Source organism: Isoptericola sp. NPDC060257, from assembly GCF_042726645.1.
GTDB lineage: Bacteria > Actinomycetota > Actinomycetes > Actinomycetales > Cellulomonadaceae > Isoptericola > Isoptericola nanjingensis.
Window position 1 is genome coordinate 1 of record NZ_JBHXAW010000112.1, and the last position, 12,708, is coordinate 12,708.

Below are 12,708 nucleotides of genomic sequence, written 5' to 3' on the forward strand. Positions count from 1 at the left end.
CTCGACGGCGGCCGGCAGGTCGCCGTCGAGGCGCTCGACGTGGCGCCAGCCGAGGTCGTGCGTCGAGCGGGTCACGACCACCTTGCGCATGTCCCCCAGCCGCCGGGCGAACGCCGCGTCCTCCTCGCCCGCCTCCTCCCGACCGGGCCACGCGCCGGCGAAGCTGTCGTAGGTGACGCGGCCGATCAGCAGGACGTCGGTGTCGCGGTAGTCCTCGTCGACGGCGCGGGCCATGTGGTCGTCGAAGTAGGGGAAGTGCCAGGCGGGGTCGATCTCCGCGACGCCGTCGAGCGAGATGAACAGGGTGGACACGACCGTGGCCATGAGGGCTCCTCCGGGACGGGCGGACGGCGGGGTCGACCTGGTCCGCTGGGGAGATCATCGCGGTGGCGGAGCCCCGTCGCACCTAGGATCAGGGCCCATGCCGGCCCTGGACCCTCGCGCGATCCTCGACGGGCGCCCCACGCGTCGCCCGTCGGTGGGCGTCATCGTCGCGATCGCGGTGTCGTCCGCGTGCCTGCTCGCCGCGCTGGTGGTGACGTCCGCGGAGGGCCCGACGTTCCTCGAGGGACTGTTCCTCGCCGTCCTGCCCCTCCCGCTGCTGCTGGCGGGCGTGCTCGCCCTCGACCGCCTCGAGCCGGAGCCGCCGGACGCCCTGGTGCTCGCGTTCCTGTGGGGCGCGGGCGTGTCCGTGCTGGTCGCGATGGGGATCAACACCGCCGGGCTCACCCTGCTGTGGACGCCGCTGCTCGGCCAGGAGGAGGGCTTCGTCGCGACGGCGGTGCTCACCGCGCCCGTCGTCGAGGAGACCCTCAAGGCGCTGGTCCTCGTCGGCATGCTCTGGTTCCGCCGGCACGAGCTCAACGGCCCGACCGACGGCATCATCTACGGCTCGATGGTGGGCCTCGGCTTCGCCACGATCGAGAACATCCACTACTACACGGTGGCCGGCCCGGAGGGTCTGGCCGCGACGTTCGTGGCCCGCGGCCTCCTGTCGCCGCTGATCCATCCGCTGTGCACGTCCCTCACCGGCCTGGGGATCGCGACGGCCGCGCTCGCCCCGCGCGGCTGGGCCCGGGTGTGGCCCGTGCTCGTCGGCCTGCTCGGCGCGATGACGTACCACGCGCTGTGGAACGGCGCCGCGTCGCTCGGCGTCGAGGCCGTCGTCGCGGTGTACCTGCTGGGCCTGGGGGTCGTCGTCGGGCTGCTCGTCGTCGTGCGCCACGACCGCGCGCGCATCGTGGCGCTCATCGGGCAGCACCTGCCGCAGTACGGCCCGCTGGGCGTCGTCGCCCTGCCGGACGTCGTGATGCTCACGTCGCTGAAGCGTCGCCGCCGGGCCCGAGCCCAGGTGCGTGCCGCGGGCGGCCCCGGCCCGGCCCGCGCGATGCGGGACTACCAGCAGGCCGCGACCGAGCTGGCGATGCTGCACCGCCGCCTCGACCGCGGGCTGGTGGACCGGGCCGCGTTCGAGCGGCAGCGCGGCCCCCTGCTCGCGCTCATGCTCGCGGCCCGGGACGTCGTCACGCCGCTCTGGCGCCCCGGGGCTCGGCCCCGCTGAGGCCCAGCATGATCACGCCGCCGACGGCGAGGTGCTCCAGCAGGAGCAGCACCGTCGCGCCGGCGTTCGCGGCACCCAGCGGGCCCAGCAGGGACACCAGCAGGACGGCGCCGCTCAGCACCAGCCACGTCGTGCGGCCGCCGCCCGGGCGGCGCAGCAGGAGGGCGCGGACGCCCCAGCCGCCCAGTGCCGCCGTGAGGCTCGTGGCGATCACCAGGGAGATCGTGACCTCGAGGGTGCCCGACCCGGCCCGGACCTGCGGGTCCACGCCGGCCAGCGTGCCGGCCAGGAAGACCACCGCCCCCGTGAGCACCGCACCCACCACGACCGTCCGCGGACGGTTCCACCACGCCCGGTCGCGCCACGAGGGCCCCTCCGGTCCGCCCGGCGTGCGGCCCTGCGTCCCGCCCGTCCTGTTCGTCGTGGTGTCCATGTCGTCCCCTCCTCGGCGCCGGCACCCTGCCGGCACGACGACGTTCCCGCGCGGCGGACCTCCCGCGCGCCCTGCCGCGGTCGGTCGTCGCCCGGTCGCCGGTCGGGCGCGCCCCCGACTTTCGTCGGTGTCGCGGCGCGACGGCCCGCCGTAGCGTCCCGGTCATGACGTCCACCGGCACCACCCCGCAACCCGCCGCCGTCGGCCCCCGGCCGGCCGGCGTCCCGGGCCCGCCGCCCGCCCAGGGCCCCCCGCCCGTGCCGCGCGGGGTCCTCGCGACCGCCTGGGGGCTCGTCGCCGTCCTCACCGCCGCCGCGACGGCGGCTGTCGTGACCGCCGCACCGGACGCCTCTCTCGTCGGCACGACGCCGCAGGTGCCCGGCGCCGCCGACGTCGCCGTCGCGCTGGTGGCCCTCGCCCTCGTCCCGTTCCTGATGACGCGCCGCAGCGTGCCCGCCGCGCTCGCGCTCGCGGCCCTGGCCGCCGTGTCGGGGGCGGCGACGCCCGCGGCGACCGTGGGCACGCTGCAGGTGGCTCGCTGGTACCCGGTCCGCACGGCCGCGTGGGTCGCGGGGGCGGGGATCCTGGGGCACGCGGTCCAGGCGCTGTGGCGTCCGGTGGGCCTTCCGCTGGGCTGGTGGCTCCTGTGCGACGTCGCGGTCCACGCCGCGCTCTTCGGCTGGGGCGCGTACGGCCGCGAGCGGTCCCTCGTGCTGTGGTCCCTGCGCGACCGCGCGCGCCGCGCCGAGGCCGAGCAGGAGCGGCGGGTCGCGGAGGCGCGCACGGCCGAGCGCACCCGGATCGCCCGCGAGATGCACGACACCCTCGCGCACCGCCTCTCGCTCCTGGCCGCCACCGCGGGCGCGATGGAGTACCGCCCCGACGCCGACCCGGCCGCGCTCGCCGCCGCCGCGGGGCGGGTCCGCGCGGGCGTGAGCGACGCGCTCGAGGACCTGCGACAGGTCATCCGCCTGCTCCGCGCCGGCCCGGACGACCTCGGCCCCGTGCCCGGCCTCGACGACGTGCGCCGGCTCGTCGACGACTCCCGCGCCGCCGGGGCCGACGTGACGTACGAGCGCACGGGCGCCGACGTCCCGCCGGCCACGGTCGCGACCGCCGTGTTCCGGGTCGTGCAGGAGTCGCTGACCAACGCGCGCCGGCACGCGCCGGGCGCGGCCGTGCGGGTGACCGTCGCGACCGCCCCGGGCGAGGTCCGGGTGCGGGTGGTCGACGACGGCGCGGCGCCCGGCGCCGTCGCCCCGGACGGGGTGGGCACGGGCACGGGGCTGGTCGGGCTGCGCGAGCGGGCCACGCTGCTGGGCGGCACGCTGGCCGCCGGCCCGGACACCGGCGCGGGCTCGGTCGCGTCGCGCGGCTTCGCGGTGGAGGCCTGGCTACCGTGGGACGCGTGACGACGACGCCCGGGCCAGGCCCGCTCCCCGTGGACGGGCCCGCGGCCGAGACCGCTCCCGTGCGGATCGTGCTGGTCGACGACGACGCGCTGGTGCGCGCCGGCCTGCGCCTCATGCTGGACGGCGCGCACGGGATGCGGGTCGTCGCGGAGGCGGCCGACGGCGCGGACGTCTCCGGCGTGCTGGACGCGCACCCGGCCGACGTCGTCCTCATGGACCTGCGCATGCCGGGCGTGGACGGCATCGCGGCCACCCGGCGGGTGCGCGCCCGCCCGTCGCCGCCGGCCGTCGTCGTGCTCACCACGTTCGACACCGCCGAGGAGGTGGGCGGGGCGCTGCGCGCCGGGGCCGCGGGCTACCTGCTCAAGGACATGCCGCCCGCGCGCATCGCCGCCGCCGTCCACGCGGCCGCCGCGGGGGAGCCGGTGCTGGCGCCCGACGTCGCGCGGCGGCTCATGGCCGCCGTCGCCGGCTCGGACGGGTCGCGGGACCGCGCCCGCGCCGCCCTGGACGCGCTCACCGCACGCGAGCGCGACGTCGCCGTCGAGCTGGGCCGCGGCGCGTCGAACGCCGACATCGCGGCCCGGCTGTACCTCAGCGTCCCGACCGTGAAGGCGCACGTGTCGAGCGTGCTCGACAAGCTCGGGCTGGAGAACCGCACGCAGGTCGCCCTGCTCGTGCACGACGCCGGCGAGGCGTAGGGCTCAGCCCTCCACGACCGCCCGCTCCTGACAGCCGAGCGGCTCGGTCACGGTCTCGGTCTCGGGGCAGGTCTGGTGGGACCAGACCTGATCGCCGAACGTGTCCTGCGTACCGTCGGTGTAGATCTCGAGCCCGTCGATGCCGGGTCCGGTGCGCCAGTACTCGACGATCGGGTCGCCCTCGACCGTCAGGGACCGCACGACCAGCTCCGCCCCCTCGCCCGCCGCCGCGGCGTCGAGGCACGCGTACGCCTCGGCGAGCGCGGCGCTCGGCTCCTCGACGTCCAGGTCGGGCCGCGTGGTCACGTCCCCGCACGACGGGAGCGGCTCCCGGGCGTCGAAGACGGCCTTGCCCTCGTCCGCGCCGCACGCGGCCGGCAGCACGACGCACGCCACGCCGCACGCCGCCGCGAGGAGCCGCCGGCTCCGGCCGTCAGACCACGTCATGCCCCGTTGATGTCGTCACGGCCGCGGTCCTTGCACCCGTGGTCTCCGAGGTGTCCGTGTCGTCGACGCCGTCCGCGGACAGCCCCAGGAACTCCGCGACGCGCGGGGTCGCGGGCGCCCGCAGCAGCACGCCGGGGGCGTCCACCTGGAGCAGCCGCCCGGCGTCCATGACGGCGACGCGGTCGGCGACGGTGAACGCCTCGTCGTGGTCGTGCGTGACGAAGACGGCGGTGGTGCCGGTGGCCTTGAGGGTGTCGCGGACGTCGACGGCGAGCCGCTCGCGCAGGCGACGGTCGAGGGCGGACAGCGGCTCGTCGAGCAGCAGCAGCCGCGGGCGGGGCGCGAGGGCCCGGGCGAGCGCGACGCGCTGCTTCTCCCCGCCGGACAGCGTCGCGACCGACCGGCCCGCATAGCCGGCCAGGCCGACGTCGGCGAGCAGCTCCGCGACGCGCGCGGCCCGCTCCGCGCGGGGCACGCCCTGCGTCTCGAGCCCGTAGGCCACGTTGCGGCCGACGTCCCGGTGCGGGAAGAGCTGGCCGTCCTGGAAGAGCAGGCCGAAGTTCCGGCGGTGCACGGGCACCCCCGCGAGGTCCGCGCCGTCGAACGCCACGGCGCCGCCCGAGAGCGGCTCCAGCCCGGCGACGGCGCGCAGCAGCGACGACTTGCCGCAGCCGCTCGGGCCGAGCAGCGCGACGATCTCGCCGGCGGCGACGTCGAGCGACACCCCGTCGACCGCGACCGACCCCGGTCGGCGGCGCGTGGCGCCGTACCGCACGACGGCGTCGCGCACGGCGAGCCCCGTCGTCTGGCCCTGCTCCATCAGAACTCTCCTCCCGGCCGGTCGCCGCGCAGGCGCTCGGCCACCATCATGACGGTCGCGGTGAGCACGGCCAGCACCACGGACGCCGCGAGCGCCATCCCGTAGTTCTCGGCCCCGGGCCGCCCGATCAGCCGGTAGATCACCACAGGCAGCGTGGCCGTGTCCGGGCGGGCGAGGAACGACGTCGCGCCGAACTCGCCGAGCGAGACCGCGAACGCGAACCCGATCGCCAGCCCCAGCGACCGCGCGCCCAGCGGGCCGTCGACGGTCCGCAGCACCCGCCCCGGCGGCGCGCCCAGCGTGGCGGCCGCCTCGCGCAGCCGCGGGTCGATGGCGCGCAGCACAGGCAGCATCGTGCGCACCACGAGCGGGATCGCGACGACGGCCTGGGCGATCGGGACGAGCGCGCCGGAGGTGCGCAGGTCGACGTCGAGCCCGAGCGGCTCGTCCAGCGTGATGAGGAAGCCGAAGCCCACCGTCACGGCGGAGACGCCCAGGGGCAGCATGAACGCGGCGTCGAGCACCCCGACGGCGCGCCGCAGGCCCGCGCGCCGCGGGCGACGCGACACGACGAGCGCCACGAGGCCGCCCACGACGACGGCGATCAGCGCGGCCCACGCGGCGGTGCGCAGCGAGTTGCCCAGCGCCTCCCAGACCGTGACGGTCAGGGCGTTGCGCCCGCCGGTGGTGCCGAGGGCCGCGTAGTTGTCGAGGCCCCAGGAGCCGTCGGGGGCCCGCAGCGACCGCGTGACGAGCCCCGCCATGGGCAGCACGAGCAGCCCGGCGACCACGACGAGGGTGACGAGCGCCGGCACGACGTCCGTGCCGTCGGCGCCCGCGCGCAGCCGCAGCCGGTGCGCGGACACGCTGTCGCTCGTGAGGTGCAGGGCCCGCTCCCGGCGCGCCCGGGCGCGGGAGCTGACCAGCAGCGCGCCGGCCACCACGACGAGCTGCAGCACCGACAGCACCGCCGCCGAGCGCAGGTCGAGGAACTGGGTGGTGCGCGTCCAGATCTCCGTCTCGATCGTGCCGTAGCGCAGGCCACCGAGGACGAGGACGACGCCGAACGCCGTCGCGCAGAAGAGGAACACCACCGCGGCGGCCGACGCGATCGCCGGGCCGAGCGCGGGCAGCGTCACGGTGCGGAACGCGCGCCAGGGCGTCGCGCCGAGCGCACGGGCGGCCTGCTCGGCGCGCGGGTCGAGCCGCTCCCACATGCCGCCGACGGTCCGCACCACCACCGCGTAGTTGAAGAACACCAGCGCCAGCACGATGCCGGCGAAGCTCTCCTCCAGGTGCGCCCAGCCGAGCGGCCCGCCGGGCGCGAAGAGCGCGCGGAAGGCGACCCCGACGACGACGCTGGGCAGCACGAACGGCACCGTCACCAAGCCCCGCACCAGAGTGCGCCCGGGGAACCGGCACCGGTAGAGCACGTAGGCTCCGGGCAGCCCCAGCAGCACCGACAGCAGCGTGCCGGTGAGCGCCTGGGCGAGCGTCTGCCCGACGATCCGCCACGTGCGCCCCTGGGACAGCACCTCGGCGAAGCCGGACAGGTCGAGCTCCCGGCCCGCCGCGGTCTCGGTGAAGAACCCCTGCAGGACGAGCGACACCACCGGCCACGCGAAGAAGACCGCGAGGAAGCCCAGCGGGAGCGCGACGGCGGCGCCCCAGCCGAGCCACGCGCCCCACCGGTCTCCGCGCCGCCGTTCGGCGCGCGACCGCGCCGCCCGGACTGCCGGGCGGGCGGTGCTGCGGGAGGCGCGGGGCACGGGGCGCGTCAGCCGACGACCGTCGCCGTCCACTGCTCGATCCACTCGTCGCGGTGCGCGGCGACGTCCGCGGGCGCCACCTCGAACGGCTCGTCGGCCAGGGGCGCGAACTGCTGCCAGTCGGCGGGCAGCTCCACGTCCGGGTCGGCGGGGTACATGTACATCTGGCCGGGCACGTCGGCCTGGAACTCGGCGCTCGTCAGGAAGTCCACGAGCTTCTTGGCGCCCTCGGGGTTCTCGGCGCCGGACAGCACCCCCGCGTACTCGACCTGCCGGAAGCAGGTGTCGAGCATCGCGCTCGTGGCGGAGGTCTTCCCGTCGTCGCTCACGGTGAACGCGGGCGACGTCGCGTACGACAGCGCGATCGGTCGCTGCCCGCCCTCCCCGGCGCCGGAGAAGTCCACGTAGTACGCGTCCTCCCAGCTCTCTGCCACCTTGAGGCCGTTGTCGCGCAGGTCGGCCCAGTAGGCCTCCCAGCCGTCCGTGCCAAAGGCGCCGATCGTCGCGAGCAGGAACGCGAGGCCGGGGGACGACGTCGCCGGGTTGGTCACGACGGTGAGGTCCGCGTAGTCCGGCTTCGCGAGGTCCTCGAGCGTCGTCGGGGGCGTGACGCCGTTCTTCGCGAACCAGCCGTCGTCGAGGTTCATGCACACGTCGCCCACGTCGACGGGCGTCAGCGTGCCCGCCAGGTCGTCGGGCGCGTAGGCCGCGACCCCCGGGGCGAGGTCGGCCGGCTGGTACTCCTCGAAGACCCCGGCGTCGACGGCCCGCGACGCGTACGTGTTGTCCACGCCGAACACGACGTCGCCCAGCGGCGCGTCCTTGGTGAGCACGAGCTGGTTCACCAGCGTGCCCGCGTCGCCCGGGGCCACCTGCTCGACGGTGAGACCGGACTCCTTCTCGAACGCGGCCAGGACGTCGTCGGAGACGGCGAACGAGTCGTGGGTCACGAGCGTGACCGTGCTCGACGCCGCCCCGCTCGCGTCGTCCGGGGCCGCCCCGCCGCACGCCGCCAGCAGCGGCAGCAGGGCGACGACGCCCGCGGCGGCCGCCGTGGTCCGGGCCGTGGTCGTCAGCTTCATGCTGTCCTCCTCAAGGTGCGAGAAGGGGGTCCTGCGGGCACCCGGCACCGTCGTGGTGCGGCCGTCCGCAGGGAACGAGATTCCCGACTTCCTCCACCGGTGCTAACCGGATCAGGTTCGAGGGTCTGCGGCGGTCCGCACTCTCAGCGCCGGTGGGCGCTCCCCTGTCGTATCACCACGAGCCTACCCGTCGACGCCGCGCTACCGTGGTGCAGTCCTCGACCTCGGGGTGTGACGTGCCTGACGTGCCGTGACGCCGTCCGGCGGCCGCGGACGCACGCGAGACGACGCGCGGTCATGCCGCGGCCGCGCCGGGACCTACCGAGGGAGAGCACGTGACGGACACCGAGCAGCCGCTGGGCGTGAAGGTCGGCACGGTGGTGCTGACGATCGCCGCCGGATGGGTCGCGCAGAAGCTGATCGGGGTGGTCTGGGAGAAGACGACGGGCAGCGTGGCGCCCACCAACGTGGACGACGACGAGATCTCGATCATCCAGGCCGTCACCTTCGCGGCGGTCTCGGGCGGAGTCGCGGTGCTCGCGAAGCGCCTCGCCCGCAAGGGCGCCGTGCGCGCAGCGGCCCGGTTCGTGCCCGGCCGCTGATCCCGCGCTCCTGACGAGCCCGCCCTGCGGGTCAGTGGCTCGCGCGCGGACGCCGGCGGGCGAGCTGCGCGTCGTGACCGTGCGGCCGGTCCACCGGCCGCACGGTGGCGAGCGCCTGGCTGAGCCGGTCCGCCGCGTCCTGGGCCGGCGGGGCGGACCGCACCACCTCCGCCGCCGTGAGCGCGGCGTCGCGGTCCCCGACGGGCCGCGCGAGCCCCTTCATCACCTGCTCCCCCGCCGACTGGGCGGAGATCCCGACCTGCGCGCCGGCGTCCGCGAGCACCTCGGTGGCGACCGACTCGTCCACGCCGCACACCGCCATGATGGCGCCCTTGGCCTGCTCGGCGGCCGCGGCCGCGACGAACGCTCGGGACACGGCCCGGTGCGCCTCGCGCTCCAGCGCGTCCCGCACGACCGGGCTCGCGTCGATGACGTAGCCGACGATCTGCGACGACGCGCCGTCGGCCCCGTGCCTCCCCTGTCCGGTCACGACGACGGTATGGGTGCGCCCGTGGTCGTCCACGACGCGGTGCGCCCCCGAGAACGGCCGCCCGGTGCCGAGCGCGACCACCGCCGTCCGGGAGAGCCGCTCGCGGTCGTCGGGGTGCAGGTGGGCGCGCAGCACCTCCGGTCCCGGCGCGATCTTGCCCGGCTCACGACCGAAGATCCGGAAGACCTCGTCCGACCACCACCACTCCCCCGTGGCGACGTCGACGCGGTACCGGCCGACGAGCAGCTGGCTCCCGGCGCCCAGCAGCTCCGCGAGAGCGACGAGCTCGCGGCGCGGTGTGTCGTTGGGCGTGCTGGACATCGAGGCTCACCCCCCAGTGCCGTGCAGCTGGGTCCGGCGCGCAGTTCTCCTGGCCTCACCACGGTACCGGGACGGCACGACACCGCCACCGCACGGCGGGTGACGTGCGGTGGCGGTGGTGTCGTCGGTGGCCCCGGCCGTGCCGGGGCAGGCGTCAGGCGACCGTCGTCGCAGCGGCCTCGGGGTGCTCGCCCGCCGCCTCGGCCCGCTCCGCCGCGACCGCCTTGCGGTGCTCGCGGAACGAGTAGGTGACGGCGGCGGCCCAGCCGACCGCGATGAGCCCGAGGACGAGACCCCGCACGCCGTCGCTCACGGGGAACTCGTCGAGGCTCAGCAGGGTGCGGACGTTGGTGAGCACGATGATCCCGCCGACGGCGGATCCGAGGACGCGCGGCGGCACCAGGCGGACGAGCCATGCGGCGATCGGCGCGGCGATCAGGCCGCCGATGAGCAGCGCCAGGGCCCAGGTCGGGTTGATGCCCGCGGTCCCGAGGCCGAAGAGGAAGCCGAGGCTCGCGGCGACGGCCACGAAGAACTCGCTGGTGTCGATCGAGCCGATCACCTTGCGGGGCTCCATGCGGCCGCTCGCCAGGATGGCGGGCGTGCCCACCGGCCCCCAGCCGCCGCCGCCCGTGGCGTCCATGAACCCGGCGACCAGGCCGAGCGGGGTGAGGAACCGCTTGCGGAGCGGCTGCCCGAGGCGGTCCGTGCGCAGCCCGCGGAGCGTGAAGCGCAGCAGCACGTACAGGCCCAGCCCCAGCAGCAGGATCGACATCAGCGGCTTGGCGATCTCGGTCGACAGCCACGAGAGGAAGGTCGCGCCGGCGAACGCGCCGACCGCACCGGGGATGCCGATCTTGGTGACGACCTTCCAGTCCACGTTCCCGAACCGCCAGTGCGACGCACCGGACGCCAGCGTCGTCCCGACCTCGGCGAGGTGGACGGTCGCCGACGCGGCCGCGGGGTTGGTGCCGATCGCGAGCAGCAGGGTGGTCGAGGTGACGCCGTAGGCCATGCCCAGGCTGCCGTCGACGAGCTGCGCACCGAGGCCCACGAGGGCAAGGAGGACGAGAGTCCGCACGGGGGTTCCCTCCGTTTCGGCGCGGCAGCGGGTCCGCCGCGTCTGCAGTGAAGTTACCCGATCGGCTCTATCGGATTCAACGGTCTCAAGAAAATGTCTGCATGCTGAGACGGGCGCCCGTCAGGCCGCGGGAGCGGGGCTCACGGGTTGATCCACGCCGATTCCTGCTCCGTGAGCCGGCGCACGACGTCGGGGATCGTCCCGGCCGCGAGGTCCGCCAGGGTCACCTGCTCCAGCACGGCCCGCACGTTCACGCGCAGCGCCACCCACACGTGCAGCAGCGACGCCGCCGCGCCCGTGTACTCCAGGTCCGAGGGCCGCGCGTCGCGCACGAACACCAGTGGCCCGTCCACGGCGCGCACGACGTCGGCGACGGTGACCTTGTCGGCGGGGCGGGCCAGCACGTACCCGCCACCCGCGCCGCGACGGCTCGCGACGATGCCCTCGCGCCGCAGGTCGCTGAGGATCGCCTCGAGGAAGCGGTGGGGCACCTGCTGCGCGCGGGCGAGGGCCTCGGCCGGGACGGGGCCCTCGCCGGACGCGGCGAGCTCTGCGGCCGCCCGCACCGCGTAGTCGGCCTTCGCGGAGATCCTCATGACGTCGTGACCGCGGCGCCCAGTCGCGTGCCGGCCAGCAGCGGCCCGGCCTCCCGGGCGGACGCCGCGAACGACCCGGTGAGGGGCAGGTCGGGCAGGATCACGGCCTGGGCGGCGTGGTAGATGTCGGGCTTGCCGACCCAGGTCCGGCCCGAGGGGCGGTTGTCCGTGTCGAGCTCGTGGAACCAGGAGCCCCGCTCGTGGTCCACCAGGTGGGTGTCGATCCACGCCCACCACCCGTCGGCGAGCTCGGCGTAGCGCGCCTCGCCGGTCGTGCGGTGCAGGACGTCGGCGGCCGCGGCCGCCTCGGCCGCCACCCAGTGGAAGCGGCGCGCCTCCACCGGGGTCCCGTCCCAGTCCGTCGTGTACACGAAGCCGCCCGCCGGCCCGTCCCACCCGTCGGCCACGGCGCGATCGAACAGGTGCCGTGCTGCGTCGGTACGCCGGCCCTGCGTCCCCCCGGCGACGTCCACCTGCAGGAGCAGCCGCGCCCACTCCAGTCCATGGCCCGGCGTGGCCCCGTAGGGCTTGAACGGGTCGTGCGGACGGTCGGCGTTGTACTCGAGCTGCGGCCGCCACTCCGTGTCGAAGTGCTCCGGGATCCGCCAGCCGTTGTCCGCAGCCCAGCCGATCACGCGGTCGGCCACGACCGCCGCCCGATCGAGCCAGCGGCTCTCCCCCGTGGCGTCGTGCGCGGCAAGGAGCGCCTCGACGGAGTGCATGTTCGCGTTGACCCCGCGGTACGGGTCGACCGTGCCCCAGTCGCGCGACCGCTCGTCGAGGTGCAGCTGGTGGTCGGCCTCCCAGAACCGTCGGTCGAGCACCGACAGTCCCGCCTCGAGGAGCGTCACGGCACCGGGTACGCGCGCCACGGTCCCGGTCGAACCGGCCAGCACGACGAAAGCATGACCGTACGCCTGCTTGGTCCCGTCGAGCGCGTCGCCCGGCCCCCGGGAGGCCAGCCAACCGCCGTCGTCGGCGTCCGCCAGCGCGCGCGACAGGCCGGCGATCCCCCGGTCCAGCAGCGCACCTGCGCCCTCGACCCCCAGGAGATGTCCGAGCCCGTAGGAGTGCGTCATCCGGCAGGTGATCCACAGGTGAGCCGGTTGCGCCGGGTCGACCACCCCCGCGTCGTCGAGCCACCCGGCGGTCCCGTCCCCTCCCAGGGACGGCCGCGCGAAGTCCAGCAGGCTCACGAAGTGTTGGGCGCGCCACGACGACGTCGGTCCGGTGGCGGGAAGGTGCGGTGCTCCAGTCACCCGACGAGCCTATCGGCACGACGGCGCCGTGGGGTGTTACGGGTATGCGAAAGGCCCACCCCGGGGTGGGGTGGGCCTTTCGTGAATGGGTGTCCGGCGGCGTCCTACTCTCCCACCCCCTCGCGAGGGCAGTA

14 protein-coding genes and 1 riboswitch are annotated in these 12,708 nt (G+C 75.8%); of the genes, 4 read left to right on the top strand and 10 right to left on the bottom strand.

Annotation, left to right across the window (positions count from 1 at the left end):
- A partial coding sequence (locus ACFWEK_RS11040; RefSeq protein WP_430554074.1) for a dihydrofolate reductase family protein occupies positions 1-324 on the bottom strand: 324 nt, incomplete at its 3' end.
- Positions 325-421: 97 nt separating this feature from the next.
- On the opposite strand from ACFWEK_RS11040, the gene ACFWEK_RS11045 reads away from it, so the two are divergent.
- Entirely contained in the window at positions 422-1,561 is a 1,140-nt protein-coding gene (locus ACFWEK_RS11045; RefSeq protein ID WP_430554075.1) for a PrsW family intramembrane metalloprotease, read from the top strand.
- Here the strand turns inward: ACFWEK_RS11045 and ACFWEK_RS11050 are convergent.
- Positions 1,524-1,994, bottom strand: coding sequence for a DUF6069 family protein (locus ACFWEK_RS11050; protein WP_430554076.1), 471 nt, complete (start codon positions 1,992-1,994; stop codon positions 1,524-1,526). The genes ACFWEK_RS11045 and ACFWEK_RS11050 overlap by 38 nt on opposite strands.
- A gap of 164 nt (positions 1,995-2,158) precedes the next feature.
- On the opposite strand from ACFWEK_RS11050, the gene ACFWEK_RS11055 reads away from it, so the two are divergent.
- Together ACFWEK_RS11055 and ACFWEK_RS11060 are read left to right on the top strand one after the other, a co-directional pair.
- Positions 2,159-3,406: a sensor histidine kinase gene (locus ACFWEK_RS11055; RefSeq protein ID WP_430554077.1), complete on the top strand. Its 1,248-nt coding sequence runs from the start codon at positions 2,159-2,161 to the stop codon at positions 3,404-3,406.
- Positions 3,403-4,107: a response regulator gene (locus ACFWEK_RS11060; RefSeq protein ID WP_430554078.1), complete on the top strand. Its 705-nt coding sequence runs from the start codon at positions 3,403-3,405 to the stop codon at positions 4,105-4,107. Before ACFWEK_RS11055 ends, ACFWEK_RS11060 begins: the two co-directional genes overlap by 4 nt.
- Positions 4,108-4,110: 3 nt before the next feature.
- On the opposite strand, the gene ACFWEK_RS11065 is transcribed toward ACFWEK_RS11060, so the two are convergent.
- The 4 genes from ACFWEK_RS11065 to ACFWEK_RS11080 are packed head-to-tail and all read right to left on the bottom strand — an operon-like array spanning position 4,111 to position 8,225.
- A complete protein-coding gene (locus tag ACFWEK_RS11065; RefSeq protein ID WP_430554079.1) occupies positions 4,111-4,554 on the bottom strand; it encodes a hypothetical protein in 444 nt (147 codons plus the stop codon).
- Complete coding sequence (locus ACFWEK_RS11070; protein ID WP_430545910.1) at positions 4,541-5,374, bottom strand: ABC transporter ATP-binding protein; 834 nt, start codon at positions 5,372-5,374, stop codon at positions 4,541-4,543. The genes ACFWEK_RS11065 and ACFWEK_RS11070 overlap by 14 nt, the downstream gene beginning before the upstream one ends.
- Entirely contained in the window at positions 5,374-7,143 is a 1,770-nt protein-coding gene (locus ACFWEK_RS11075) for an ABC transporter permease (RefSeq protein WP_430554080.1), read from the bottom strand. Before ACFWEK_RS11075 ends, ACFWEK_RS11070 begins: the two co-directional genes overlap by 1 nt.
- Positions 7,144-7,151: 8 nt before the next feature.
- Complete coding sequence (locus ACFWEK_RS11080; RefSeq protein ID WP_430554081.1) at positions 7,152-8,225, bottom strand: thiamine ABC transporter substrate binding subunit; 1,074 nt, start codon at positions 8,223-8,225, stop codon at positions 7,152-7,154.
- A 71-nt stretch (positions 8,226-8,296) separates the two neighbouring features.
- Positions 8,297-8,401, bottom strand: a riboswitch (TPP riboswitch).
- 159 nt (positions 8,402-8,560) lie between these two features.
- Here ACFWEK_RS11080 and ACFWEK_RS11085 point away from each other — a divergent pair.
- Positions 8,561-8,827: a DUF4235 domain-containing protein gene (locus tag ACFWEK_RS11085; RefSeq protein WP_429766307.1), complete on the top strand. Its 267-nt coding sequence runs from the start codon at positions 8,561-8,563 to the stop codon at positions 8,825-8,827.
- 31 nt (positions 8,828-8,858) lie between these two features.
- Here ACFWEK_RS11085 and ACFWEK_RS11090 read toward each other — a convergent pair whose 3' ends face one another.
- From ACFWEK_RS11090 to ACFWEK_RS11105, 4 genes are all read right to left on the bottom strand, one after another.
- Positions 8,859-9,638: a PAS domain-containing protein gene (locus tag ACFWEK_RS11090; RefSeq protein WP_430545907.1), complete on the bottom strand. Its 780-nt coding sequence runs from the start codon at positions 9,636-9,638 to the stop codon at positions 8,859-8,861.
- Positions 9,639-9,792: 154 nt separating this feature from the next.
- A complete protein-coding gene (locus ACFWEK_RS11095) occupies positions 9,793-10,719 on the bottom strand; it encodes a sulfite exporter TauE/SafE family protein (protein WP_430545906.1) in 927 nt (308 codons plus the stop codon).
- A 140-nt stretch (positions 10,720-10,859) separates the two neighbouring features.
- Positions 10,860-11,315, bottom strand: a complete 456-nt coding sequence (locus ACFWEK_RS11100) for an RrF2 family transcriptional regulator (protein ID WP_430545905.1) — start codon at positions 11,313-11,315, stop codon at positions 10,860-10,862.
- Positions 11,312-12,574, bottom strand: a complete 1,263-nt coding sequence (locus ACFWEK_RS11105) for an AGE family epimerase/isomerase (RefSeq protein WP_430554082.1) — start codon at positions 12,572-12,574, stop codon at positions 11,312-11,314. Before ACFWEK_RS11105 ends, ACFWEK_RS11100 begins: the two co-directional genes overlap by 4 nt.
- Positions 12,575-12,708: the final 134 nt, after the last annotated feature.